Source organism: Lentzea fradiae (assembly GCF_900100955.1).
In the GTDB taxonomy this organism is placed as follows: Bacteria; Actinomycetota; Actinomycetes; order Mycobacteriales; family Pseudonocardiaceae; genus Lentzea; species Lentzea fradiae.
The window spans coordinates 49,217-74,185 of record NZ_FNCC01000005.1; the positions used below are offsets into that span (position 1 = coordinate 49,217).

At 68.4% G+C, this 24,969-nt stretch carries 22 protein-coding genes; 14 read left to right on the forward strand and 8 right to left on the reverse strand.

Annotation, left to right across the window (positions count from 1 at the left end; all coding sequences use genetic code 11):
- Window positions 1–15 precede the first annotated feature (15 nt).
- Both pglW and BLT23_RS12405 read right to left on the reverse strand, forming a co-directional pair.
- A complete protein-coding gene (gene pglW / locus BLT23_RS12400) occupies window positions 16–4,365 on the reverse strand; it encodes a BREX system serine/threonine kinase PglW (protein WP_090048716.1) in 4,350 nt (1,449 codons plus the stop codon).
- A gap of 182 nt (window positions 4,366–4,547) precedes the next feature.
- Window positions 4,548–6,836: a GmrSD restriction endonuclease domain-containing protein gene (locus BLT23_RS12405; protein ID WP_090048718.1), complete on the reverse strand. Its 2,289-nt coding sequence runs from the start codon at window positions 6,834–6,836 to the stop codon at window positions 4,548–4,550.
- A 188-nt stretch (window positions 6,837–7,024) separates the two neighbouring features.
- On the opposite strand from BLT23_RS12405, the gene BLT23_RS12410 reads away from it, so the two are divergent.
- From BLT23_RS12410 to BLT23_RS12425, 4 genes are read left to right on the forward strand one after another with little or no spacing between them, the layout of a single operon-like run.
- Window positions 7,025–7,537, forward strand: coding sequence for a YbaB/EbfC family nucleoid-associated protein (locus tag BLT23_RS12410; RefSeq protein ID WP_176946713.1), 513 nt, complete (start codon window positions 7,025–7,027; stop codon window positions 7,535–7,537).
- A complete protein-coding gene (locus tag BLT23_RS12415; RefSeq protein WP_090048722.1) occupies window positions 7,534–7,833 on the forward strand; it encodes a hypothetical protein in 300 nt (99 codons plus the stop codon). Before BLT23_RS12410 ends, BLT23_RS12415 begins: the two co-directional genes overlap by 4 nt.
- Window positions 7,830–8,885 (forward strand): hypothetical protein, encoded by a 1,056-nt coding sequence (locus tag BLT23_RS12420; protein WP_090048724.1) that lies wholly within the window; start codon window positions 7,830–7,832, stop codon window positions 8,883–8,885. The genes BLT23_RS12415 and BLT23_RS12420 overlap by 4 nt, the downstream gene beginning before the upstream one ends.
- Window positions 8,882–9,373, forward strand: a complete 492-nt coding sequence (locus BLT23_RS12425) for a DUF6346 domain-containing protein (RefSeq protein WP_090048725.1) — start codon at window positions 8,882–8,884, stop codon at window positions 9,371–9,373. Before BLT23_RS12420 ends, BLT23_RS12425 begins: the two co-directional genes overlap by 4 nt.
- 21 nt (window positions 9,374–9,394) lie before the next feature.
- On the opposite strand, the gene BLT23_RS12430 is transcribed toward BLT23_RS12425, so the two are convergent.
- Window positions 9,395–11,092, reverse strand: coding sequence for a M14 family zinc carboxypeptidase (locus BLT23_RS12430; protein ID WP_090048727.1), 1,698 nt, complete (start codon window positions 11,090–11,092; stop codon window positions 9,395–9,397).
- 512 nt (window positions 11,093–11,604) lie between these two features.
- On the opposite strand from BLT23_RS12430, the gene BLT23_RS12435 reads away from it, so the two are divergent.
- From BLT23_RS12435 to BLT23_RS12450, 4 genes are all read left to right on the forward strand, one after another.
- A complete protein-coding gene (locus tag BLT23_RS12435) occupies window positions 11,605–13,134 on the forward strand; it encodes an alpha/beta fold hydrolase (protein WP_245743909.1) in 1,530 nt (509 codons plus the stop codon).
- A 245-nt stretch (window positions 13,135–13,379) separates the two neighbouring features.
- Window positions 13,380–14,267: an IS5 family transposase gene (locus tag BLT23_RS12440; protein ID WP_218133730.1), complete on the forward strand. Its 888-nt coding sequence runs from the start codon at window positions 13,380–13,382 to the stop codon at window positions 14,265–14,267.
- Between the two features lie 456 nt (window positions 14,268–14,723).
- Window positions 14,724–14,960, forward strand: coding sequence for a hypothetical protein (locus tag BLT23_RS12445; RefSeq protein ID WP_090048728.1), 237 nt, complete (start codon window positions 14,724–14,726; stop codon window positions 14,958–14,960).
- 113 nt (window positions 14,961–15,073) lie between these two features.
- A complete protein-coding gene (locus BLT23_RS12450; protein WP_090048729.1) occupies window positions 15,074–15,346 on the forward strand; it encodes a hypothetical protein in 273 nt (90 codons plus the stop codon).
- 188 nt (window positions 15,347–15,534) lie between these two features.
- Here the strand turns inward: BLT23_RS12450 and BLT23_RS12455 are convergent, their stop codons facing one another.
- Together BLT23_RS12455 and BLT23_RS12460 are read right to left on the reverse strand one after the other, a co-directional pair.
- Window positions 15,535–15,966 carry an ATP-binding protein gene (locus tag BLT23_RS12455; protein WP_090048730.1) on the reverse strand — a complete coding sequence of 144 codons (432 nt, stop codon included), beginning with the start codon at window positions 15,964–15,966 and terminating at the stop codon, window positions 15,535–15,537.
- Window positions 15,967–16,590: 624 nt separating this feature from the next.
- Window positions 16,591–17,163 carry a chorismate mutase gene (locus tag BLT23_RS12460; protein WP_090048731.1) on the reverse strand — a complete coding sequence of 191 codons (573 nt, stop codon included), beginning with the start codon at window positions 17,161–17,163 and terminating at the stop codon, window positions 16,591–16,593.
- A gap of 177 nt (window positions 17,164–17,340) precedes the next feature.
- Here BLT23_RS12460 and BLT23_RS12465 point away from each other — a divergent pair, with 177 nt between their 5' ends.
- Both BLT23_RS12465 and BLT23_RS12470 read left to right on the forward strand, forming a co-directional pair.
- Entirely contained in the window at window positions 17,341–17,769 is a 429-nt protein-coding gene (locus BLT23_RS12465; protein ID WP_090048732.1) for an organic hydroperoxide resistance protein, read from the forward strand.
- Between the two features lie 17 nt (window positions 17,770–17,786).
- Window positions 17,787–18,353: a hypothetical protein gene (locus BLT23_RS12470; RefSeq protein WP_245743910.1), complete on the forward strand. Its 567-nt coding sequence runs from the start codon at window positions 17,787–17,789 to the stop codon at window positions 18,351–18,353.
- Between the two features lie 56 nt (window positions 18,354–18,409).
- Here the strand turns inward: BLT23_RS12470 and BLT23_RS12475 are convergent, their stop codons facing one another.
- Entirely contained in the window at window positions 18,410–19,192 is a 783-nt protein-coding gene (locus tag BLT23_RS12475; RefSeq protein ID WP_245743911.1) for an SDR family NAD(P)-dependent oxidoreductase, read from the reverse strand.
- Between the two features lie 55 nt (window positions 19,193–19,247).
- On the opposite strand from BLT23_RS12475, the gene BLT23_RS12480 reads away from it, so the two are divergent.
- The 4 genes from BLT23_RS12480 (at window position 19,248) to BLT23_RS12495 (ending at window position 23,770) form a co-directional block, all read left to right on the forward strand.
- Window positions 19,248–19,847: a TetR/AcrR family transcriptional regulator gene (locus tag BLT23_RS12480; RefSeq protein WP_245743912.1), complete on the forward strand. Its 600-nt coding sequence runs from the start codon at window positions 19,248–19,250 to the stop codon at window positions 19,845–19,847.
- Between the two features lie 175 nt (window positions 19,848–20,022).
- Entirely contained in the window at window positions 20,023–20,631 is a 609-nt protein-coding gene (locus BLT23_RS12485) for a (2Fe-2S)-binding protein (protein WP_425434376.1), read from the forward strand.
- The gene (locus BLT23_RS12490) at window positions 20,628–21,599 is read left to right on the forward strand and encodes an FAD binding domain-containing protein (protein ID WP_090048735.1); all 972 of its coding nucleotides are present in this window, start codon (window positions 20,628–20,630) and stop codon (window positions 21,597–21,599) included. The genes BLT23_RS12485 and BLT23_RS12490 overlap by 4 nt, the downstream gene beginning before the upstream one ends.
- Window positions 21,596–23,770, forward strand: coding sequence for a xanthine dehydrogenase family protein molybdopterin-binding subunit (locus BLT23_RS12495; protein WP_090048736.1), 2,175 nt, complete (start codon window positions 21,596–21,598; stop codon window positions 23,768–23,770). The genes BLT23_RS12490 and BLT23_RS12495 overlap by 4 nt, the downstream gene beginning before the upstream one ends.
- 18 nt (window positions 23,771–23,788) lie before the next feature.
- Here BLT23_RS12495 and BLT23_RS12500 read toward each other — a convergent pair whose 3' ends face one another.
- Together BLT23_RS12500 and BLT23_RS12505 are read right to left on the reverse strand one after the other, a co-directional pair.
- On the reverse strand, window positions 23,789–24,265 hold the full coding sequence (locus tag BLT23_RS12500; RefSeq protein WP_090048737.1) for a DinB family protein: 477 nt from the start codon (window positions 24,263–24,265) through the stop codon (window positions 23,789–23,791).
- Window positions 24,262–24,876, reverse strand: a complete 615-nt coding sequence (locus tag BLT23_RS12505; RefSeq protein ID WP_090048738.1) for an SAM-dependent methyltransferase — start codon at window positions 24,874–24,876, stop codon at window positions 24,262–24,264. Before BLT23_RS12505 ends, BLT23_RS12500 begins: the two co-directional genes overlap by 4 nt.
- Between the last annotated feature and the right edge of the window lie 93 nt (window positions 24,877–24,969).

Consider the following 24,969-nt stretch of genomic DNA (forward strand, 5'->3'; position numbering starts at 1 on the left):
CATCACAAAGCTCACTCAGGCCGCGCTACCGCGAAGCTCAGCCAAATAGGTGCCAGTCAGCACAACACGCTCGGAGTCACCCAGCACCTCAACGGTCCGGCCGTCGAGCGAGACGCCGTCAACGGCAGACTCGCCCGGACACAGCAGCCACAGGCCGCGAGGCGCATCGGTCGACCTCCTGGCCGCGTTCTGCAGCTTCGTCAGCAGATCGTGACCGCCCTCGTCGAAGTATCTGGCCAGCAGGCCGGCGTCGTGCACGAACAGCACGGCGTTGCCGGAGTCGAGCAGACGCTCCTCGACGCGTTTCCACGCGGCGCGGACGTACGACGCCAGGCCGGGGGACATCTGGCCGGACTCGGTGAACCGCGCGTCCACGCCGAGGACCTTGCCCCAGTCCTGGCCGCGTTCCTCCACCAAAGCACGGAACTCCCGCAGGAACTCCTGGTTGAGATCCACCGGCCGCACCGGGTGGGTGCGTGCGATCGCCTCGGCGGCGCCGGGCAGGTGGCTGCCGCGGAGCGTCAGTGCGAGGAAGCCACCGCGGTCCGCGGCCGCCGCCAGCTTGGCTTCGGTCAGGGCGAACGGGTCGTGGCCGGTGGCGAGCAGGCGCTGGTGGGCGCTCACCGACGTGCCGGTCGACGAACTCAGCCTGGCGGCGTCTGGTGCGGGCGGGCGGAACTTCTTGGTCGCGGTGTCGAACTCCAGCGGGAAACCTGCGGCGTGCAGCGCCTCGGCGACCTGGACGTGCGTGGGCGGATCCGGAACCACCAGTTCCGGGAAACGGGCTCGGACCCTGCTCATCAAGTCGGCCACGGAGATGCCGGTCTCTCGGCGGACGCCGGCGCCGGCCTGTGCGATGCGCAGAGCCTTCGACAGCTCCAGGTCGCGTGGGTACAGCTCGAGCCTGGGTGAGTCCGCCGCGTTCTGCGAGACCGCCGCGGCCAGGCTGACCAGGCGGGTGTCGGCGAGCAGGGCCATGCCTTCCGGTGGGTTGACGGCGCGCAGCTCACGCAGCACCACGCCGCGTCCTGGCAGTGGATCTTGCTGGACCAGCTCGTCGGCGCGCTTGCCCAGGGCGGTCGCGTACTCCGCCAGTTCGGGGCCGCTCGGGTCCTCTGTGCCGATCAGCGACTCGCACGCCACCAGCACGCGTGAGCCGCGACGCAAGACCACCAGACGTGGTCCCTCGTCCTCCTCGGCCGAGTGCAGTCCGCTCCAGATTTCCGCCTCGACGGCGGCACGGACCACGGCGAGCGCCTTCGCGATGGTGCGCTCCGGCGTGTCGTTGGCTGCGCCATGCCGCGCGCGCACGGCCGCGGCGAGCTCGAGTGCTGTCATCACTCGGCCGGCAGTCGTGACGGTCTCCACGAGCTCCTCGCGGACCGCGCGAAGCCAGGACTGAGCTGCCCATTCTTTGACAGCCGCCGACTGGTGCCGGGATACGCCCGTCTGGGCGATGCCGACAAGTTTCGCCACCTCAGCCTGGGTAGGCCAGGGAGCAGGAACACCGGAAGCGTCCGGAAGTCCGAGCGTCAGGCGCAGCACATCCGACTTCGACGACCCCTTGCGACCTGCTGGCGGGGCCAGCAGACCAGCCATCTCGTCGATGGTGAGGAGGCTGCCTTCCGAGAACTCATCGCTTCGCAGCGGGTCCTTGGCCGATCGGCGCGGAGCCTGCCCTGCAGGGCGGCGCAACGCGGCCGTCCACTGCTTGTGCCTCCGGTTGAGCTCCTTGCGGATGACCGCACCAGCGCCGCGGGCCTTCGCGATCTGGTGCAAAGGAACGTCGAGGAGCGCTCCCACGGTGGTCGCGCCGAACGCCTGCGCGACGGACACCGCGCGAGGGGAAAGCCCGGCGGCATCGAGCGGGGTCTTCAAGTCTGCGGCGAGAGCGTGCGCGTCCCTGACTTCGTCCACCGAATCGGTGGCGATGTCCACCGTCTCGGGTGTCGTCGCGGGGCTCGCCGCGTCGGCCTTGGTGAAGATCGCGCGCCAGGCGTCCTGCATCTGACGCAGGGTGTCGAACCGCTTGTCGACGTCCCGGTGGAACGCGCGCAGGAAGAACTCCGTGAGGCCGTCCTGCAGCGCGACCTCGAACAGGTCGGTTGCGATGGCGGGAGTCTCGTCGGTGGTGGTGCGCGGGTCGGTCATCCCGTCGCCCCACACCGGACGTTGCGTGGAGGCCATCTCGTGGAGAGTGACCGCCGCCGCGTACAGCTCGGCGTGGTCGTCGAACACCGGGCGGCGGGCCGTGCCGAGGAACGGGTCCAGGTAACCCGTCGTGCCGGCTTCGACCACTCGTTCCGAGATGTTGTGCAGGGAGAAGTCGAAGAGCATCAGCTGCCACGACCGGTCGGCGCGCTGGAAAACGCCGAAGTTGTCCGGTTTGAGGTCGCGGTGCCGCACGCCTTTGGCAGCGAGCTGGTCCAGGGCGGTGAAGAGGTCACCCCCGAACCGCTCGAGCTCGTGATAGGTCAGGCGCCCCTCGGCACGCAGCCGGGCACCGAGCGAGCGGTCACCGGCGTACTCGAGGTCGAGGACAGTGCGGTCACCAAGCGTGCGCGGTCCACCCAGCAGGCGTACGACGACGCCACCGCCGACCAGTTCCAGAGCACGCGCCTCGTTCTGGAGCCGTTCTGCCTTCTCCTCGTCCAGTGCGATCTTGATGACGCGCTTCTCGGTGCGTGGTTCGTCGTCATCGAGGTCTGTCGAGCGGACCACGAGAAGGGCTTTGGCGGTCGCGCCGGTGCCCAGCACTCGCTCGACCGCCCAGTCGCCGTCGATGCGCTGACCTGGGACGGCTTCCAGCGGATCGACGACCTGGGAGTTCGTCTCCGGTGCGGGAGAGTCCTGCTCGACGCGGTCGAGACCGTCCAGGAACGCGTCGGCCGAGTCCAGCCGGTCCGCGACGTCGGCCCTGGTGGCTCGGTAGACGAGGTCGTCCAGCACGTCGGGCACGCTGTCCGACACCGCGTACGGATGCAGCCCGCTCTCGGCCGTCAGGCGTTCGACCAGGCCGCTGCGTGCGGTCGCCGGTGGCTGGCCGGTGACGATGAGGTACGCGAGCGCACCCAGGCCGAAGACGTCGAGATCCACCGGATCGGCGTACGGCGTGTCGAACTCGGGAGCGAGGTAGACGCCTGCGACGTCCGCGACGTGCTTGCCGCCGGTCGACGTCAGGATCGAGCCCAGACCGGTCGTGTCGAAGTCCCTGGCCGCGCTCTGCCAGTCGATGATCTGCAGGACGGGGGAGGAGCCGTCGTCCTTCGCGGACACGTACACCGATCGAGCGGCGAGTGCACGGTGGTAGAGCGAGCGGCTGTGGGCATACCGCACCGCTTCGGCGAGCTGGCGGACCATGTCCAGGCGTGTTTCCGGCGTCAGCGACTCGCCGTGCAGAGCGAGATACGAGTCGAGCCGGAGGTCCTTGGCCCGGTGCCGGAAGCGGATCGCGGGCCCGCCCTGGTGCTCGCGGATCTCCAGAGCCTGGGCGATGCCGCGGTGCGTGATGCCCTGCAGCACCTGGTACTCGCGCCGGGCCGCGCGTTCGACCGACTGCCTGGCCTCTTCGGTGGCCTGCTGGGCGGTGAGGTAGACCCGCACCCGGCCTTCCTCCCGCACCATGCCGCGCCGCTCGGCGAGCCGGTCCTCCCACGTCGGTCCGGCGTCCAGGGGGTCGGGCGTGAGGCTCCAGTCGTCGCCGAACCTCAGGTGGGCGGTGGAGACCCGGATGCCGATCTTCTTGAGCAGGTCGGGCAGCCTGCGGGAGAAGTCGGCCGTGACTCGCTGTGACTCACGGTGAGGTGGCCGGCTGAGCAGGTCACGCCAGATCCACGGCAACCCGCTCTCGTGGTCGTCGCGTGCGTACACGCGCGTGCTTTGCACCTCGTCGAGGGACGACTCCAGGTCAGGAGCCGACAGGAAGACCACAGGTTCGACCCGGGGGACCCGGCCTTTGATGTTCAGCTGCTTCGCAGCCCACTCGAGCCGGGACTTCAGTTCCTTCGACTTGAGGTCGGTGAGGTGCAGCGGGTTGGACAGCGTCCGGAGACGGTGGGTTCCCTCTGTGCGGAAGCTCCAGGTGTCGCCGTTGTTGACGACCTTGCCGGGGTGTCCTTTCAGCTCGACCAGGTACAGCCCACCGGGCACCGCGATGAGCAGGTCGCACTCGTTGATCCGGCCGGAAGCCGCGGTGAAGGAGAACGTCGCCCACGCGCGATGCGGTTCGGCGTTGGGCATGAGCCGCTTGACCTGGTCGAGACCGTCCTGCTCCCAGGGATAGGGCGAGACCCGCTCCTGGAACCACCGTCGCTGGGCGGGCGGCGGGCCGGGCTTGGGTGGTCCTGGCCGGTCCGCTGATACCACGTTGATCTCCCCGAAGTGCTTTGCACGGCAGTGCCGGCGATGCTACTGCCTGATGCACGAAGCCACTCACGAGTATCGTGCAATCCCCGGGCTGACCTGTGCATCACTCAATGACCTGGTCGTTGATGGCACGCCAGGTGTTACACGACGGACAAGCAGCGGCTAATCCGCCTTTTCGGCGACTAAGAGGGCCACCGGGTTGTGATGTAATCGTGCGCCTGGGCGATGCTCAGCTGCCTGGTCGTGTTGTTCGCGCGGACGAAGAACACCTCTTCGCTTTTGCTCGTGCGGGTGAACACGGGCTTCGACGACGGATGCACGTCGATCAGGACGACCCACTTCCCGTCCGTCTGCTCGGCTCTTGCCCTGACGTGCAGAGTGATGGGGCTGTCTCCACAAGCGCTCATCAGGCCCGAGGTGATCGCGTTGACGTACTTGTCGATGTCCATGCCGCTGACCTGGAAGTCGGTGTCCAGTCCGACGATCTTCTTGTCGTCCGAGATGCCGATGCCCAGCGTTCCGCCCGAGCTACTGTTCAGGAAAGCGGCGACGCTCTTGGTCACTGCGTCGCTGGGGTAATGCGACTTGCCGGACTGCGCGTGCTTGCCCACACCCGTCTGCTTGAACTCGACCTCCGCGGACTCCTCGGTGAGAAGAAGGTCTTTCACGCTGGGGCCCGTCCACACAGGTTTGTTGACGGTTCCGGGGACCGCCGCCGTGCCCGTCCGCAGCTTGTCGAAAGCAGTCTTGATGACCGTTGCGATGTGCTTGCGCCGGCGTTCGAGGAACTCGTCGTATCCGAGCTGCTCCCATCCTTCCGGCAATGCGTGCAGGAATCGTGTGCGATCACGTTGTTCGGCGGGGACGTAGGTCTCCCACAGCTTGGGGAAGTACTCAACAGGAGACTCGTGAGTGGGTTTCTTGCCCGGCCACTGGAGCATCGCGTAGTTCGCCAGTTGGTTCTGGCGGCTCACGGTCTTGATGCCCTCCGACTCGAGGTACTTCCGGCGGAAGAGCTGGTATCGGTCAGCCGCGCCTTTGTAACCCGACGCCGGATCCAGCACCTCGGCGACTTTGAGGGGTGCGAACAGGACGTCGGCGTCCAACAAGACCAGTGCCGCGTGGTACGCGAAAAGGCTGGGCGAGTAGCCGGCGGAGGTGGAGAGCAGGTCGGGCAGTGCCACCTCCCAGAAGTCGTTCGTCAGCTGGGTGGCGATCACCGCGTCGAGCACGCCGATGAACTCCGCGCCGGTCTTGGCCTCGGCGAACCGGCGGAGATCCTGTTCCATCCGGCTCTCGGACGAGCCTGTGTAGCGGCCCGTGATCGTGCACATGAAGAACCAGCGGGCGATGACGGGACGAAGTTCGTGCGCGCTCAAGCCGAAGTCCCGCCGGCCGACCAGGAAGGTCACGTACGAGAACACGATGGTGAACCTGGACGTGACCATCGAACGGCTGCGGTAGCCCGCCAGCCGCAGCGCTCCGAGGAAGTCGTGCCAGTTGTCGAGGTCCAAGGCGAAGTTCTGCGCCTCGCGCAGCACCTCGAACTGACGCAGGCGAGCCTCCTCGGACAGCTTCCCGGTCTCCGCGTCTTTGCCCCGCAACACCGAGTAAACGGCCTGCAACCTCGCTCGTCGCAGCCCGAGTCCGACCGTGACGCGCAGCAGCTCGTCAGGGCTCGGTTCGATGAAGTGGTTGTAGGGCGTCCGCTTGTCGGTGCTCGGGAACTTGGCTGCCCGGCAGAACGCCTCCAGCTCACGGCGACCGGCGTCCCAGTGCACCGACATCAGGGTGAGGATGAAGTCGGCCTGCTTGAGCTCGACGCCCTCGGAGTTGATTCGAACGAAGATGTCGGCGACTTCCTCTTCGGTGGCGTTGGCCGACAGCTCGAGCGCCGTGAACGGGTAGTCACGGAGGTCGTAGAGGCGGTCGATGGCCTCGATGATCCGGTCTTCCTCGTCGTGGCTGACACCCCGGTTGGCGCGCAGGCGTTCGATGAACTCGGTCTGGAACCGGTGCCTGGACTTGGGCCCGGACCACAGCTGCGACACATCACTGATGTACTCGGGGTCCTGCTGGATTGCCGCGTCCGGCACGGCGAAGCGCTGGTCGCGTGGCCGGAAAGCGATTGCCAGGTGCATTTGCCGGTACTCGTTGTCGACGACCGGACGGTTCCTGATCACCGAGTAGAGCGAGGTCAGGCGTTGTTGCCCGTCCACGATCAGCCTTCGTGCGACCTGTTGCTTGTCGTTGGTGCCGATCTGCCTGGTGCCGGTGGGCACCGCGGGGTTCTCCCAGAACAGGAAGTACCCGACCGGGAATCCCCGGTACATGGAGTCGAACAGGTCCCGCACCTTCGTGCGAGACCACACGAAAGGCCGCTGGATCTCGGGCAGTCCGATGTCGCCGTCCTCGATCTCCGCGAGCAACTTGGATAACTGGTAGTTGACCTCGCGGAACAGCGCCTTCATCGAACTTGTTCCCCCTGACCGGCTGTGGTGTCGCAAGCCCTATCGCCAGGCATGGCGGCTTCGTAACACCAGCGCGCTCCAGCTTCTCGCCATGAGCCTATCGGGTGTATTGGAATCGGCTGTATGGTGCATCACGATCCGTTATGGTTCGTCACGTTGTGCATGTACGTCCCCGGGGGAACCACGTGATGGATCCTGACCAGCTGCTCAGCCAGTTCGAGGGCAAGCTGGCGCAGGCGCAGGCCAAGAGCGACGCCATCCGTGAGAACCTCGCGCGGTTGCAGGTCACCGAACGCAGTCCGGACGGGCAGATCGCGGTGACCGTCAACGACGCGGGCAACCTCGTCGGGTTGGAGCTCGGGCAAGCGTTGCAGCGCAAGGACAGCGCGGCCGTCGCCCAGGACATCATGCGCACGCTGCAAGCCGCGCAAGGTCGCATCGCGACCGTGGTGCAGGAGTCGATGGCGCCCCTGGTGGGCGAGGACTCCGAGACCATGCACCTGATGATGGCGAAGCTGCGCAGCGCACAGCCATCGCCTCAGACGTACGGGTCCGGCGCCGGCGGCTGGGGTCCGACGGAGCCCCGGCTGGGTGCCATCGAGGACGACGCGCCGCCTCCGCCACCGCCCCCGCCGAGCCCGCTGCGGCGTCGCCCGGCAGAGGACGACGACGACTTCGGTGGCGGGAGCATCCTGCGATGAACTACCGCATCGACCTCGCCGAGATGGATGCCCACGCCAAGCGCGTCGACGAGATCGGCGGCCGCATCGGCACCGCCATCGGTGCGGGCGGCGCGGCGTCGAACCCCGAGGCGTTCGGCCTGCTCGGCATGCCGCTCGCGGCTCTCTGCTCCGCCGCGCAGCACATGGCCATGAACACCCTCCACGACGCCGCCGAGGCCGCGCTCGACCACCACAGGCGGGTCAAGGCGTGGCGGGAGGACGTCGCGAACAACGAGGACGAGCAGGCCGGTCGCTTCGGAACGGGTGACTCGTGAGCACGCCGAGCATCGGGCCCGCGCCGGTCAAGAACCCCCTGGTCCGCACGGGCGACGACGCACCGGCGACGGAGGGGGCCGGCCTCTTCCACGACGTCCGCGAAGCCGTGACCGGCTTCGCGGACGGCAACTGGGCGGAAGGGCTGCTCAACCTCGCGAGCGCCGCCGGGGACGTCGGCAAGATGCTGACCGACCCGCTGGCGTACCTGGTCAGCGCGGGGTTCGGCTGGATGTTCGAGCACGTCAGCTTCCTCAGGGAACCGCTCGACTGGCTCACGGGCGACCAGCAGACCCTCGACGGCATGGCGCAGACGTGGTCCTCGGTGTCGAGCTACCTGGACGAGATCTCCACCGACCTCAAGAACGCCGTCGACAAGGACGCCGGGCAGTGGGCGGGCCAGGACTCCGCGAGGTACCGCGAGTTCGGTGCCGACCGCGCGGACACCTACGGCGCCGTCGGTACCGCGGCGCGGGGGATGTCGATCCTCATCACGATCTGCAAGACGATCCTCAAGGTCGTCCGCGACATCGTGCGCGACCTGATCACCGAGGCGATCGGCAAGCTGGTCAGCATCTGCCTCCGCTGGGCGCCCGCGATGGCGGCGCTGGGCGCGGGCATCGCGGGCGCCGTGGCCGAGGGTGTGCCGGTGGCGGTGCGCTACGCGCAGAAGTGCATCGAGTGGTGCCGCAAGCTCACCAAGGCGTTCGGCAAGGCCGGTGGCCTGTTCAAGAAGCTCGACGACGTGCTGGCCAACGCGAGCGTCAACCTGGCCAAGCGCGGCGACGACTTCGTGACCGTGCTGAAGCAGGCAGCGAAGGCGGACCTCGCGCGGAAGGCGCAGGACTTCACCGTCGGCGCCATGCTGCGGGATGCCGGAGCGGGTGCGAAGAAGGTCGTCGTCGACGGCGTCACCGGACTCCCGAAGGACATCGGTCCCGCGATGGTGGAGGAGTTCCGCAAAGAGGGCGCCAAGATCGTGGACAACCGGGGCTGGAAGGACTGGCGCGAGCTGAAAGCGGAAGAAGCCGAGAAGGAGAAACAGGGCAGGTGAACGTTCTCCGGCGCGTTCTCGTCGCCCTCGTCGTCCCGCTGATCGGCTACCTGCTCGCCGCCACGATCTTCAACCACTTCTACAACCAGGTCGAACCAGGAGACCTGGCGGAAGCGAGGCTCGTGGCCACGGTGAAGTCCTGTGAGCGCCGCGGTCCGGTGGCGTGGCGCGGTTTCGGCTACTACCACGAGTGTGAGCTCGAAGTCAGGATCAGTTCGAGCGGAGAGACGTACACGTCGGACGTCACGGGGTGGCTCGCACCCGAGGACATCGGCAAGCAGTACGCCGTCCACGCCATGCGGCACAACAGGCCGTTGCAGCCGGATGTGCGGTCGCAGAGCCAGGTCTTCATCGGCTGGCTGTGCACGTTCGTCTTCTCGATCGCCTATCTCATGCTGATCGCCTGGATCGCGAGCCACGTGTGGCCTGGCGAGGGCCTCCCGGGGGCCCGGCGCCCAGCCGTGAAACGTGATCGCCGCCGGCCCTGACGGCCGGCGGCGACCGGCGTGTCACAGGGTCAGGCGCCACCAGTCGAGGTCACCGGTTCCGAACCAGATGACCTCGTGGATGCGCAGCTGCCACTTGCCGTTGCGCGACTCGCGGGACAGGTCGACCTCGATCGAGCTGAACGGGGTCGGCCCCGTGGACGTGCGGTTGGCCTGCAGCTTGTACGTCGTGCCGTCCGGGGCGACGAGGTCCAGCGACATGATCGACGACGGCAGGTTCTTGAACTGCGCCTCCAGGCGGGCGTTGGTCCGCGGGCTGCCCTCGCAGCCGCTCACCGTGATCTCCCTGACGACCGGCGGCGTGCGGGTGATGATCGGGACGTCGGTGTCGTCGCGGACCGTGCACTCCGTCGTCGGCGCGGGCACCGGCGCGTAGGGCGCGGCGGCGTTGCGGGCCGTGTGCGTCAGCATGGGCAACGCCTTGGGCCAGAAGAAGTCCGCCTGGCACGAGTAGGCGGGGAAGAAGCCGCCGCAGGTCTCCTCGGGGCCGGAACCCATCTCCCACACGAAGGAGGCCACGCCGAGCTCGTCGTACACCCAGTCGTCCGTGGTGCCCGACGCCGAGTAGAGCACCTGACCGGACTGCCCGTACTGCCAGCCGGTGCCCGCCATCTCGGCCAGGTCCTGGGCGAGGTCGCGCAACGGGGCGTCGTTGCCGGACCGCCGGTCGATGTCGCCGCCGGTCCACGGGAACAGCACGTAGTTGCCGTAGCTGTGCAGCGACAGCACGATGCCCGAGGTGTCGCCGGGCGCGGGCGCACCGGGCTCGGCCGCGCGGCGGTCCGGGTAGAGCGAACGCCACAACGACTGCAGCGCACGGGTTTCCGGCTCCGAGTCGGGCTCGGTGCCGTGGTAGGTCTGGTCGCACTGCCGGTCGGAGGCGTTCAGAGTGCCCCAGTTCGAGCTGGTGTTGCGGTTGAGGTCGACACCCCAGTGCGACTGCGACACCGTGCCGCAGGAGGTGCCCTGGTGGTTGGTGTCGTTGCCGTTCTTGCGGTGCGACACCGGGGAGTCGCCGCCGCTCACGACCTTGTCGACGCCGTCGGGGTTGGCGATCGGCACGACCCAGAACTCGGTGGTGTCCAGCATGGCCGAGACCTGCGGGTCGGTGCCGCCGACCAGGTGGTCGATCCAGCGCCACGCCATCTCGCCGGTGGTCAGCTCGCGGGAGTGCAGCTGGCCCATGACGAAGAAGCGCGGCTTGGGCGCGGTGGGCGTGAGAGCGCAGTCACCCTGGTTCTTGCGGGTGATGCAGATGGCTTTCAGGTCGTGGCCGCCGCGGTTCTGCGTCTTGAGCCACGAGTCGCCGTAGTCGACGACGGTGGCGAGTCCGGGATGCTCGCTCGCGACCTGGTCGAGGTGCCGGTAGTGGGCGTCGACAGTGCGGTACCCGCCGTAGAAGGTGTCGGCGGTGGCCGAGACCCCACCGGCCGGCTCCGGCAGCACCTGCTCACCGGTGGGAGAGAACCCGGCGCGCTTGAGCGCGGCCTCGGTCCCCGCATCGCCCAGCACGTACAGGCTGTCGCCGTCGCGGTGCTCCATCACGTCGAAGCCGCCGGCGAACAGCGCCTGCTCGGCGCCGAGAGGAGCGTGCACCTCGTACAGGCGCATCCCCTCGTCTGGGGCCGCCACCGCCGGGCCGGCTGCCACGAGCATGGCAGCGGCGCACAGCAAGGCGAGCCGTGATCTGTTTCGCTTCATCAGGTCCTTCCCGTGGGTGCGGGGTTCCGCGGCGCGTTGATCACCTTTCCAGCCCACAAGGTCGGAGGACCTGTCGATACAGACAGGAAAACGTTTTCCGGTCTCAACTGGCAATCGTGAGGCCAGCGTCTCGATTGGCTTGAGGGCGTTCGGCTCCCGTTCGCCAACGTCGCCGCGACACGTCGCCGGTGAGGATGATCGTGAGGCCGAATCGTTGGTCTCGTTGTGCTGAAACGACTTTCGTAGGTGGCCGAAAGTACTAGACGTCGTGGACAGCGCTTCGAAGGTCCTGCTCGGATGGGAAACGCCCGGATCCCCGTCCCGAAAGGACCGCCGTGCGCAGTTCGGCCGTCACCGTGCCCGTGATCGTCACCGCGCTCGTCCTCGCCGTCACGACGGTGCCGGTGAGAGCGTCGACAGATCCGTTCGAACGTTATGCTGGCCAAGAACTGCTTTGGGGCAGCTGTGCTTTCACGCCGCAGCCGGATGCGCTGCCTGCGGAGTGCGCGCTGATGACCGTGCCCAGGGACTGGGCCGCACCGGACGCGGGACGGGACCTCGTCGTCTCGGTCAGCCGGGTCGCCGCTTCCGGGGAGCACGCCGGTTCGGTGCTGCTCAACCCCGGTGGCCCCGGTGTCCAGGGCACGTCCCTGCCCGGTGCGCTGGCGGCTTTGCAGCCGGAGCTGCACCAGGGGCGTGCGTTGATCGGCATGGATCCGCGCGGCACCGGGCAGGAGGGCGGCACTGAGCCCGAGGCGTGTGAGGTGCCTGCCGATCGGCTCTCGCAGCGCACGGATCTCGACGCGCGCGACCGTTCGGCGGGCAGCATTGCCGAGCACCTGAAGCTGCCGCGCGCGGTTGCGGAGGCGTGTCAGAGCGACGCGCTCACGCCGTTCCTCACCACCTGGCAGACCGCGCATGACATGGAACTGCTGCGGATGCTGCTCGGTGAGTCCACTTTGGATTACATGGGGTACTCCTACGGGACTTGGCTGGGTGCCAAGTACGCGTCGCTGTTCCCGCGCAGTGCGGGCAAGATGGTGCTGGACTCCAGTGTCGACTTCCAGGGGCGCCTGCAGGCCGCGTTCGAGGCGTGGCCGCAGATCAACCAGCGGATGTTCGAGGGATCGTTCGTGCCGTGGATGACGCGGCAGTTCCCGGAGGTCGGCGCCACGCCGGCGGAGGCCGCTGTGAACTGGGAGCGGGCCCGCGAGTTCTTCGTGAGCGCGGGCACCGTTCCCGACAACTTCGACGGGATCTTCACGGGCATGGGGAACCCGTTGCGCTGGGTGCTGGGAGCGCTGGTGTTCGTGCTGGGGGTGCGGGGCGCGAACGGGGAGATCGAGACGACGGTGACCGGGTCCGGTCTTGCGGCACGGCTGGACGCGGCGGCTCGCGCGGAGTTCGGCGTGCCGTTGGCGTCGCTGACGCCGGTGGTGTTGGCGAACGTGCTGGCCGACTATCCGGAGGACTACGAGTACTTCCCGCAGACGCGGTATGCGGTGGCGTGCGGTGACCAGCCGACCCGGTCGGCGGCCTGGTACCGGCGGCTGTCCGACCGGCAGGGGCCGCGGTTCCCGCTCTTCGGCTGGCAGTACGGCCTGAGCGAACCGTGCGCCTTCTGGTCCGACGCGCCTCGCCAGGAGCTATCTGTGCTGCCTGCGGAGGTCGTCGGCCGGGTCTTGGTCGTGCAGGCCGAGCTCGACCCGCAGACCGGGTACGAGCAGGGCAGGTCCGCCGTGCGTGCGGCGCCTGGCGTCAGTCTCGTGTCGGTCGCCGACAGCCCGTTCCACGGCCAGTACGCCTTCGAGGGCAACCCGTGCGTGGACGGCATGGTGAACGTCTTCCTGCTGCGCAACTCGCGGCCCGGCGACGTCACCTGCCCCGGTGTTCCGCTGCCGAACGAGACGGAGGTCCACCCGGTGCCCGGACCGGTGCGCGGTGCGCCGGTGCTCACGACGGCGGTTGCCCATCCCTCGCTGGCCGCACTGCGTGAGGCGGTTCGGACGAAGATCGGCGACGCCGGTCCGTCGATGCGCTGACGTTCGGACGGCCCATGGTGGGCAGCCGACACTGATTCGGCCCGCGTGGCCGTGGCCCGCAACCACCGCCTTCTTCGAACAGGGCGGTGGTTGTCGCGGTTGATCGAACATTCCTGTGTCGGGTTGTCGCTGGTGTCCTGAGTGCCTGTTTCCGAGCTTGATCGGGTGAGTGCCCTGTGGTGGGCAGACGAAGGAACTCCTGGTAGATCGGACGTTGTCGAAGCGCCGCTCTGCCAGGAGTTCCGTTGTTATCGTGCCCGATCCCCGCGGGCGGTTCCACCGCGGGTCCCGCTTGTTGCCGCCTGGCCGCCACCCATCAGCCCAGTCGACGGACGTGCCGGTATCCCACCGACCTCACCGACGCCCAGTGGGCCGAACTCGACCCACTGCTGCCCGACCCGGCGTGCCTGGCCGGTCACGGCGGACGCTGGGAGAAGCACTGCCGCCGGCTGATCGTCGACGCGATCCTCTACGTGGTCGACAACGGCATCAAATGGCGGGCACTGCCCGTCGACTTCCCGCCCTGGCCCACGGTCTACAAGCGCTTCGCCGCCTGGGAGAAGGCCGGCGCCACCCAGCGGCTGCTGGACGCGCTGCGTGACCGGGTTCGGTTGGCCGACGGACGGGCCGCCGCGCCGTCGGCGGCGATCATCGACTCCCAGTCCGTGCGCGCCGCACCCACCGTGGCCACATCAACCCGCGGCTACGACGCGGGTAAGAAGGTCCAGGGACGCAAACGCCACATCGCTGTGGACACCCTCGGACTGCTGATCGCGGTACTGGTGACCCCGGCATCCACATCGGACAGAATCGCCGCACGCTCACTGTTGCGACGCCTCCGCTCCGCCGCGGGCCGTCGAGTCCGGCTGGTCTGGGCCGACGGCGGCTACACCGGAACCCTGCTCGACTGGGCACGCAAGACCCTCGCGCTGACCGTCGAGATCGTGAAACGGCCCGACCTGCCGCACTTCACCGTGCTGCCACGGCGATGGGTGGTGGAACGAACCCTGGCCTGGATCACCAATCACCGCCGCTGCGCCCGCGACTACGAACGACTACGCCACCACCACGAGGCCATGGTCCGATGGTCGATGATCCGCATCACCGTCCGACGACTCACACGACCTCAGTAGCTCGGAAACAGGCACTGAGAATTCCTCGTTCGACTGACGATGGTGCTGAATACTTGCCGTGCGTAGTTAGCCGCCCTCCGATGCGGGCGTTCTGCGCGCGCCGTAACCGTGGTGGGGCATATCGAACGAGTTACCTGATTGGCATTCCGTCACCTGAGGTGATCTTGCTGTCGATTGGCAGGCCCTTGTGCGCCAACGTGTCGGTGTGCTCGGTGGTACCACGAACGAGTGGTCGTTCTGTGACGACGCATATCCCCGCGCCCGCCTGGAAACAAGGACCCCTGTAGGTCGCACAGCCGCCTTTTCAACTCGATAGTGTGAATGTTCGTTCTTGTTCACGCATTCGCGTGATAGATGGCTTGTGTGGTCACGTTGTTCGGTTAAGGTTCACGAGGATTGCAGTGGGTCGGCATGCACGCCTCTGTAATCCGAACACCATTCATCTAAGGGGATTTCGTGCTGAAGAAGGCAGGGGCTGCTCTCGCTGTCGCGGGCGCGTTCGTCGGTGTCGGTTCCTCGGCATCGGCCGATGCCCCTGAGGTCGGCGTCACCCAGCAGTCCGGAGTCGCCCACCTCGACGACTCCGAAATCCTGAGTGACCTCGACGCCTGCTTCGTCGACGTCAACGTCATCGCGGTGCCGGTCTTGTCCGGCAACGACAGCGGGCTGTGCGCAAACCCCGACGAGAGCTGACGTGAGTCGGCGCTCCTGGTGAGCGTCGTTGACGGACGGAGCGGGACCGTCCTCGGTTTCCTCCGTCGATCCGCAGTGTCCGGATGAGTACTCAACTTGAAGAAGGGCAAATCATGGAACTGAAGAAGTTCGTTGCCGCTGCCGCTGTCGGCGTGGGTTTCCTGATGGTCGGCACCCCCGCGTTCGCGGGTGGCGAGTACGACCACACGGTCCGCGTTTCGGACTTCGAGTACGAGCACAACCACCAGGTCGGCCTGGTCAACATGAACGAGTCCGACATCCTCAGCGACATCAACCTGTGCCACCTCGACGTCAACGTCATCGCGATCCCGCTCCTGTCGGGCAACGACAGCGGCTCCTGCGTCAACTCGGAGATCGACGACTGACGGACTGAGGTCCAGCAGTAGCGGACGACGTGCCGGCCTTCGGGCCGGCACGTCGTTTTTGCTTTCTGGAGAAGACTGGTTTCCGGGGACGGACTGGGGCGTGTGGTGGGGTCACCAGGTGCGCTGAGTCCGGGAGTCGTGGGTGCGCGTCGACGACGCGGCTGCCGTCGAGGGTGGAGGCGGGAAGGTCAGGACGTCGTCGGGCACGGCACGACGGCCCACACGCGCTTGCCCACCGCTTGCCGAGCCACGCCCCACCGCCGGGACAGTCTGTCGACGATGACCATGCCGCGGCTGCGCACCGAATCCGGCGTCGACTGCTTCAGCCGCGGTGCCGCGGGGGAGGCGTCCTCCGTGACGACGGCGACGAGGCACGGGTCGGTTGACCGGCGCAGCTTCAGGCGCGCGGGGAAGCTGGCGTGGTCGTACACGTTCGAGACCAGTTCCGTGACGACCAGCAGCACGTCGACCAGGTCGTCCTCGTGCAGGTTCGCGAGGACGGCTTCGGTCCAGCGCCGGACCTTGCCGGTGTCGGGTGCGGTGGGGACGAGGTCGAGTGCATGCCAGCCACCAGCAGGTTCTCCTCCGGTCGAGGCATGGCTCCGTTCTGATGGCGTCACTCTGCTGAGGTACCTCAGGGGTGCTGGCCGAAACTTGGCTGACCTCGAGGTGATGCGGTCGACACGTCCAGTCAACGTTGACGAGGCAAGTCAATGTTGATTCGAGGTTGATTGGACGTTGACTGCACGGGATCAATGTTGACTGCATCGTCTCGACGTTGACGACTGCTGGATCACGTTGCGAGTGCAGCTGTCCGCCATCGACCTGGCGACACACCGTGCTGAACGTGGGGCTGGACCCGCGGGTCATCGGAGACCCCGAGCAAGGCGTTCCCGGCGGTGGACGCCGCGCAGGTCGAGGCCGCGTAGGTCGAGGCCGGGCTGCGGAAGGCCGCGGCGGAGCTCGCCCGGCTCGGACTGGAGTTCGAGACCTGTCTGCTGGACAGGGGACCGGCGGCCGAGGAGGTACTGCGCGAGGCGTTGGACCGCGAGCGTTGCGACATCATCGTGATCGCGCCGGTGTCCGTCTCGAACCGGCGTTGACGCCGCTGTTCGAGAAGCTCGTGAACATCGTGCGGACGCGGGCACCGGAATCCGTGCTCTGCTTCGACGTCGGGTCGGACACGACCGTCGACGCGGTCCGGCGGTGGTGGCCGGTAGCCGGCGGATGGGCCGACGCCCAGGTCAGCAGACCGAGTGCACCGCTGTGCCGAGTGCCTCGCGGTGCAGTGCGTCGAGTCGTTCGAGCACGGCCGCGGAACCGGTGGCGATCGCGAGGTGGACCCGGCACGGAATTCGGTGCGCCCGGAGGTCCTCCGTGGACTTGAGCTGTCCGAGCAGGTCCGACGTCAGCCGGTCGAGGCGGGTGCGGATCAGGGAAAGGTCGGGACGGGTAGTGGGTACTTCCTCGGGACGGGCCGTCCAGCGCGCGAACAGTCCTCTCTGGACCACCTTGCTCGCGGTGATCTGGTCGCGGAAGAACGCCGCCGCGTCGTCGGCGTCGAGCCCGAGCGCGGTTGCTTGAGTCCGCACCTGGTCGAGCACCTGCTGTTCGCGGGCGGGGTCGTCGATCGGTGAGGTGGTGCCGAACTTGGCCGCCGCCACGTCGTCGCTCACCCGGAGGCGCTCTACGACGAAGCTGGTCAAGCGGCTGAGCGACTCGTCGGCGGAGGCCGAGGCCGGGGGAGTGGTCAGCGCGACCGTTCCCGCGATCGACAACGCGGCGACGCCGCGGGCCACTCTCGTGCGCGTGCTCACCTGTCTGCCTCACATTCCGTGACGGGATCGGTACCAAAAGTCACTCTAGCGAGCCGAGTGACGGTTGTCCGCAGAAAATGAGATAGAACGTTCGGTCTTGACGCGCGGGCATGACGGTGTCAGGGTGAGAGAAGAGATAGAACGATCGGTCTCGTCATCCGTGAGAGGACTTCCGTCATGAACGCACCCCTGTACACCGGCATCGCCACCTCGACCGGCGACGGCAGGGCAGGAGGCAGGGCGAGGTCCGACGACGGCCTGCTCGACCTCGGTCTGGCGATCCCGAAGGAGATGGGTGGCCCCGGTGGCGCGACCAACCCGGAACAGCTGTTCGCGGCGGGCTGGGCGTCGTGCTTCCACTCGGCCGTCAAGGCTGTCGCGGCGCAGCGGAAGACCGCGATCGCCGATTCCGCCGTCGTAGCGGAGGTGCAGGTGCTGCCGACGCCGGAGGGCGGGTTCAGCCTGAGTGCCGCGCTGCACGTCGAGCTGTCCGGTGTGGACCAGGTGACGGCGGACGAGCTGGTCGAGGCCGCTCACGCGATGTGCCCGTACTCGAACGCGACGCGCGGCAACATCCCCGTCACCGTCGACGCGACCGTCGCCTGAAGCTGGAGGAGAATCCTGTGACTGCCACCAGTTCCACCGCGTCGTCCTTGCGGCGGTTGTACTTCGTCCGTGCTGCTTTCGCTCTCGTCTGGGCCGTCCTCGTGGGCGTGACCGGCGCCGAGCTGGGGCCGGTCGGCATCGCGCTGGTCGTGCTCTACCCGCTGTTCGACGTCGCCGCCGCCGTGGTCGACGCGCGGTCGTCCAAGCGGAGCCAGAACGTGCTGGGCCTGTACGTCAACATCGCTGTCAGCCTGGCGGCGTCGTTCGGCATCGCCGTTGCCGCCGGGGCGTCCGGTGTCCCCGGTGTCCTGCGGGTGTGGGGTGCCTGGGCGATCGTGTCGGGCATCGTCCAGCTCGTCGTCGGCGTCGGTCGCCGGAGGATGGGCGGCCAGTGGCCCATGATCCTCAGCGGCGGCCTGTCCGTCGGTGCCGGCACGTCGTTCGTCCTGATGGCTTCGCAGCCGGGTGCCGCCCTGACCGGTGTCGCCGGGTACGCGGCGCTCGGCGGCATCTTCTTCCTGGTCTCGGCGATCCGCCTCGGGTCGGCGATGAAGTCCTCGGTGAGGGTGCCGTCCGCGGTTTGACGCCTGCGCAAGCGATCCAGCCGGTGCCCCGCGTCGTGCGGGACACCGGCCTCCGCTCAGATCTGGTTCTCGCCGCCGTCGACGTAGACGGTGGCGCCGAGCATGAAGCTGCTGTCCGGCGAGGCGAGGAACGCCACCACGGCGGCGACCTCGTCGGGGTGGCCGAGCCGTTTGGCGGCGATGCGGGCCGCCTCCCTCGCCTTGAACGCCTCCGCGTTCTCGCCCGCGAGCTCGGTCATGCCGGAGGTGTCGGTCGGTCCCGGTGAGACGGCGTTGACCCGGATGCCCCGGTCCTTGAGCTCGTTCGCCCAGGTCCGCGTGTACGACCGCAGCGCTGCCTTGGACGCGGAGTAGGCGCCGAAGCTCGCCGCGCCCCTGTCGGCGGTGGTGGAGGCGTTGATGATCACCGACGCGCCCTCGTTGAGCAGCGGGAGCGCCTTCTGCACGGTGAACAGCGTGCCTTTGACGTTGACGTCGAAGATGCTGTCGAAGTGGTCTCCTGTGGTCTCTTCGAGGGTCGCGAACGAGGCCGTGGCGGCGTTCGCGAACAGCACGTCCAGGCCCTTGCCGCGGGCGGCGACCTGCTCGTAGAGGCGGTCGAGGTCGTCGGCGTCCGTGATGTCGGCGGGGATCGCGGTGACGTTCTCGCCGATCACCTCCACGGCGTCGTCCAGCTCGTTCTTGCGGCGGCCGGTGATGAACACGTGCGCGCCCTCCGCCACCAGCCGCCCGGCGGTGGCCCTGCCGATCCCCCGCGTGCCGCCTCCGGTGATGAGAGCGGTCTTGCCGTCCAGCCTGCCCATCCTGACCTCCGCGTTTTTAAGCACCGATCGGTGCATAAGTCGAACCGTAGCACTTCTGCACCGATCGGTGCAGAAGACGTAGGATGAGGAGGTGGAGAAGGTGCAGATCGGCAGGCCGCGGGAGTTCGACGCCGACGAGGCGCTGGAGAAGGCGATGCTGGTCTTCTGGGAGCAGGGCTACGAGGGTGCCTCGCTGACCGATCTGACCGAACGGATGGGCATCTCCCGCAAGAGCTTGTACGCGGCCTTCGGCAACAAGGAAGAGCTGTTCCGCAAGGCGTTGCGGCGGTACGAGGACGGGCCGGTGGCCTACGTCGCCGAGGTGTTGCGGGCGCCCACCGCTCTTGAGGTGGCGCAGGGCTTCCTGCGTGGTGCGGTCCGTGCCAACACCCGTCCCGACTGTCCACGCGGCTGTCTTGGTGTGCAGGCCGCGCTCGCCGCCGGGGAGTCCGGCCGGCCCGTTCGCGACCTGCTGGCGGACTGGCGTGACAGCGGGGTGACCTACCTGCGTCAGCGGTTCGAACGTGCCGTCGAGGAGGGTGACCTGCCCGCTGACGCCGATCCCGAGCTGATTGCGCGGTACCTGATGACCGTCGCGAACGGGTTGGCCGTGCAGGCGTCGGGTGGCGTGGAGTACGAGGTCCTCCGGCGGGTCGCCGAAGCCGCCCTGCGGAACTGGCCGCCCGTCTAGTTCCTGACCTGCGAGTTCGAAGTGCCGGCCGAGTCGGGCCGGGGTGGTCGCGCGGGCTCCTGCCGTATATCGGCGTTATCCGTATGCCTGTTGCCGTTATAGGTGGGGTGGGTTATGTTTCCGGTGATACGGAGATGGTGGTAACGACGCTAACGGGTTCGGGTCGGGAGGGGAAGTGGCTGAGTCGACTGGTGCTGCGCGACCCACGCGCAGGACCGTGCTGAAGACCGCCGCGGTGACCGCGGGAGGAGCGGCGCTCGCGCCGCGAACGGCTGTCGCCGCCGGAGCGGGGGAGGTGGCGGCAGGGCCGGGGGAGACCGCGGTGGTCACGTTGTCCGTCAACGGGAAGAGGCGGGCCGTCGAGGTCGAGCCCAGGGTCACGCTGCTGGACGCGTTGCGGGAACGGCTGGGGCTGACGGGGACCAAGAAGGGGTGCGACCGCGGCGAGTGCGGCGCGTGCACGGTCCTGGTCGACGGAGAGCGGGTGAAGTCGTGCCTCACGCTCGCCGTGATGCGGCAGGGCAGTGAGATCACGACGATCGAAGGGCTCGCTCAGGGGGAGCGCCTGCACCCGGTGCAGGAGGCGTTCATCCGGCACGACGCCTTCCAGTGCGGCGGGTGCACGTCCGGGCAGATCATGTCGGCGGTCGCCTGCATCGACGAGGGGCACGCCGGGTCGGACCAGGAGATCCGGGAGTGGATGAGCGGCAACCTCTGCCGGTGCGCCTGCTACCAGAACATCGTCGCCGCGGTGGCCGACGCGGCCAAGGGGGCGAGGTCGTGAAGTCCTTCGGGTACACCGCGGTGCGCGACCCCGGCGAGGCGGTGCGGCTGGGCGGCCGGCCGGGCACCGCGTTCATCGCGGGCGGCACCGACCTGCTGAACCTGATGAAGGACGGGGTCACGCGTCCCGACCGGCTCGTCGACGTGAACGGGCTGGAGCTGGCGTGGGTCACCGAGACCGCGTCCGGCCTGCGGATCGGCGGGCTTGCGAGGATGCGTGCCGTGGCCGGGCACGGTTCGGTGCGGCGCGGCTGGCCGGTGCTCGCCGAGGCACTGCTCGCGTCCGCGTCGCCGCAGGTGCGCAACATGGCGTCCATCGGCGGAAACCTGTTGCAACGCACCAGGTGCGGCTACTTCCGAGACTCCGGTTCGCCGTGCAACAAGCGTGTTCCCGGCAGCGGCTGTCCTGCCATCGACGGGTGGAGCCGCGGTCACGCCGTGCTGGGCGGCAGTGACGCGTGCATCGCCACCCATCCGTCTGACCTCGCCGTTGCCATGGTCGCGCTCGACGCTGTCGTGCTCGTGCGGGGTTCGGGAGGGGAGCGGCGGATTCCGATCGGCGAGTTCTACCTCCGCCCCGGCACCACCCCGCACGTCGAGAACGTGTTGCGGCAAGGGGAACTCATCACCGCGGTCGAGGTGCCCAGAACCGGTATGGCGCGACGGTCGCGCTACCTGAAGCTGCGTGACCGTGCGACGTTCGAGTTCGCTGTCGTGTCCGTTGCCGCCGCGGTGGAGCTGAACGAACGACGGGTGCGTGACGTCCGGTTGGCGTTCGGTGGCATCGGAACCACGCCGTGGCGTTCGCCCGAAGCCGAGGAAGTGTTGCGAGGCAAAGACCTCACGGCGGACACGATCGCACGCGCTGGGCGGGCTCTCGTGCGCGACGCCAAACCCCGCCACGACAACGAGTTCAAGGTGGACCTGGTGCAACGCGCACTGGCCGAGCTGCTGGAGGGCCTGCGATGACCGAACTGGTGGGCCGGTCCGTCGCGAGAGTCGACGGACGCGCCAAGGTGACCGGTGCCGCGATCTACGCGGCAGACCAACCCGTCCCGGACGCGCTGCACGGCGTTCTCGTGATGAGCACCGTGGCACGAGGGGAGGTCCTGCGGATCGACGCTTCGGCAGCATTGGCCCATCCCGGAGTGGTCGCCGTGCTGACGCATCGCGACCTGCCGAAACTGGTCGTGCCTCATTTCCCTTACGTCAAAAGGTTCATCCCGATGCAGGGGACGGCTGTGCACCACGTCGGGCAGCCGGTCGCGATCGTGCTGGCCACCACGTTGGAACAGGCACAGGAGGGTGCGGCGCTGGTGTCTGTCGACTACCGCGCCGAGAAGCCGAGCGTCGTGATCGACGACGCGCGCGAACCCGCATTCCTGCCGCAACCGTTCCGCGACCGCCCCAACGAGATCAGGCGCGGTGACGCGGCGTCGGCACTGCGCGAGGCACCGGTCCGGCTGGAGGCGCGGTACTCCAGCGCCACCCGCCACCACAACCCGATCGAGCCGCACACGACCACCGCCCGGTGGGACGGCGACCGCGTGACGCTGTTCGAGTCGGCGCAAGGCGTCCTGGTCACCAGAACCGTTGTCGCGACGGCGTTCGGCCTGCCGCCGGAGTCCGTGCGGGTGGTGGCGCCGTACCTCGGCGGCGGGTTCGGTGCGAAAGGCCCGGGCTGGCCGCACACCCTCCTCACGGCGGCGGCCGCCCGCGTGGCACGCAGGCCGGTGCGCCTGGTGCTCAGCCGCGCGCAGATGTACACGTCGGCGGGACATCGCGCGGAGTACCGCCAGCACCTGCGGATCGGCGCCACCCGTGAGGGCCGGCTGACCGCCATCGCCGAGACGTCGACCGCACAGCTGACCGCGACCGAGGACTCGGTCTTCAACCGCAGCGACTCGACGATCGGGCTCTACACGTGCCCGAACCTCCATGTGCGGCACGAGGGCGTCCGGCTCGACGTCGCCTCGTCCAGCTACATGCGCTCGCCCGAGACCACGTCGCACTTCGGCCTGGAGACGGCGCTCGACGAGCTGAGCTGGCAGCTCAGCATCGACCCGCTCGAACTGCGCCGGCGCAACCACGCCGAGTTCAACCAGGAGACCGGAGAGCGGCTCACGAGCAAACGCCTGCTCGAGTGCTACGCGATGGCGGCCGAAAGGTTCGGCTGGGCCCGCCGGCAACCGAGGACCGGCGCCACGAAGGACGGCGACGAGTACGTCGGCTGGGGCATGGCCACCGAGACGCACACGTTCGCCGCCATGCCGTCCACGGCGTCGGTGACCGTCGGCGTCGACGGAAAAGCGTTGGCACAGCTGGCGACCCAGGACATCGGCACCGGCACGTACACGGTCGTCACCCAGATCGTCGCCGACGCGCTGGGCCTGCCGTTGCGCGACGTCCAGGCGCAGATCGGCGACAGCGCACTGCCCCCGGCTGGCCTGTCCGCTGCCTCCGCCACGATCCCGAGCATCAGCGGTTCGGTCGACCAGGCGGCACGAGCGGCCAGGGACGCCGTGGTGGCCCTCGCCGTGGCAGACCGGCACTCCCCGCTGTTCGGTGCGGCACCAGCCGAGATCGAGACCCGTGACGGCCGCCTCGTCCACCTCCGCGACCGCCACCGCCACGACACCTACCGCGCCGTCGTCGGCCGAGCAGGAGAACCGGTCCGGAGGACCGCGACCGTGCTGAACCAGGGCGGCCACACCTACGGGGTCGTGTTCCTCGAAGCACGCGTGCACGCACGCTTCGGCTCCGTGCGGGTCACGAGAGTCGTGACCGCGCACGACCTCGGCCGCGTGATGAACCGCCGCACGGCACGAGGCCAGGTGCTAGGCGGTGTCACGTGGGGCATCGGCCACGCGCTGATGGAGCACACGGTGTTCGACCGCAACACCGGCCGCGTGGTCAACCCGAACCTGTCCACCTACCTCGTGCCCGTGAACGCGGACGCACCGCCCGAGGTGGAGACGTTGTTCGTGGACAAGCCCGACCCTGCGAGCACGGCGATGGGGGCGCGCGGTTTCGGCGAAACCCCGATCACCGGCGTGCCCGCCGCCATCGGCAACGCGATCTACCACGCCACCGGCAGGCGCCTTCGCGACCTGCCGATCACCCAGGACAAGCTGTTGTGAGGGGTGCAGCGCGTCCGGTCAGCGGCCGGTGCGGCCGTCGATGAGCTCCCGCAGGATGTCGGCATGGCCCGCGTGCCGGCCGGTTTCCTCGATCAGGTGGGTCAGCGCCCAGCGGAGGCTGGGGCCCGGTTTGCCCTGCCGCGGCACCGGAGCGCCGAGGTCGGGGCAGGTGTCGAGGACCTCGTTGGCCTGGCGTACGGCTTCCCGGTAGCGGCCGGTCACCTCGGCGATGGTGTCGTGGGCGGCGGGGTGGAAGGTGGCCGGCCAGTCGGTGACCTCCTCGCCGAGGAACGTCGCTCGTTCCACGAACGTGAGGTGGTGGACGAGGCCCAGCAGGGTGGTGCCGGACGGGACGGCCGGGGTGCGGGCCGCGGGTTCGGGGGCGTCGGCGAGCTTGGCGGCGATCGCGGTGCGCAGGTAGTCGAGGAAGCCGCGCAGCACTTCGGTTTCGCTGGTGCCGGTGCGGGGTGGTGGGGTGTCGCGCCTGGTGGTCATCGGGGGTTCCTGCGGATGACCAGGACGTGGTCCACGACTTCGGCGGTGCTGCCGTCCGGGCCAGTCGCCGTGCGGGTGGGGGAGTCCGCCCGGATCGTGGACCAGGTGGACGGGTCCAGGTCGATTTCCGCGGCGACTTCCCGCGGGGTGGGGAAGTGCGCGTTCTGGTCCCAGGACCAGGGGGCGGCTGAGCCGTGGTCCACGATGAGGAGGGTTCCGCCCGGGCGCAGTGAGTTGGCGGCTTTTCTGAAGACCTGTGCTCGGTCCAGGGTGAACGGGGTGTGCAGGTAGTGGGCGTTGACGAGGTCGTAGGTGCCGGTGGGGAAGTCGTCGTGGAGGTCGTGCCGGTGCGCGGTGACCTGGTCGGTCAGGCCGTGCGTTGCCGCCGCTGTGGTGAGTTTCTCCACTGCCACCGCTGAGATGTCGGCCGATGTCACGCGCCAGCCTTGGCGGGCCAGCCAGAGTGCGTCGCCGCCTTGACCGCAGCCGAGGTCGAGGGCCTCTCCCGGTGGGAGGGCAGTGACGGTCTCGATGAGACGGACGTTCGGTCGTGGAGCGGTGGTTCGGGGTGTTCCGTGGACGTTGTCCCAGAACGTGACGGGGGTGGTCATCCGGCCTCCTGAGGTTCTCCTGGCCAGTGTCGGACGAGAGTGCCTTGGGACGCACGGAAAGTTGCTGTTCCGGCAACCTGCGAGGTCTGGGTT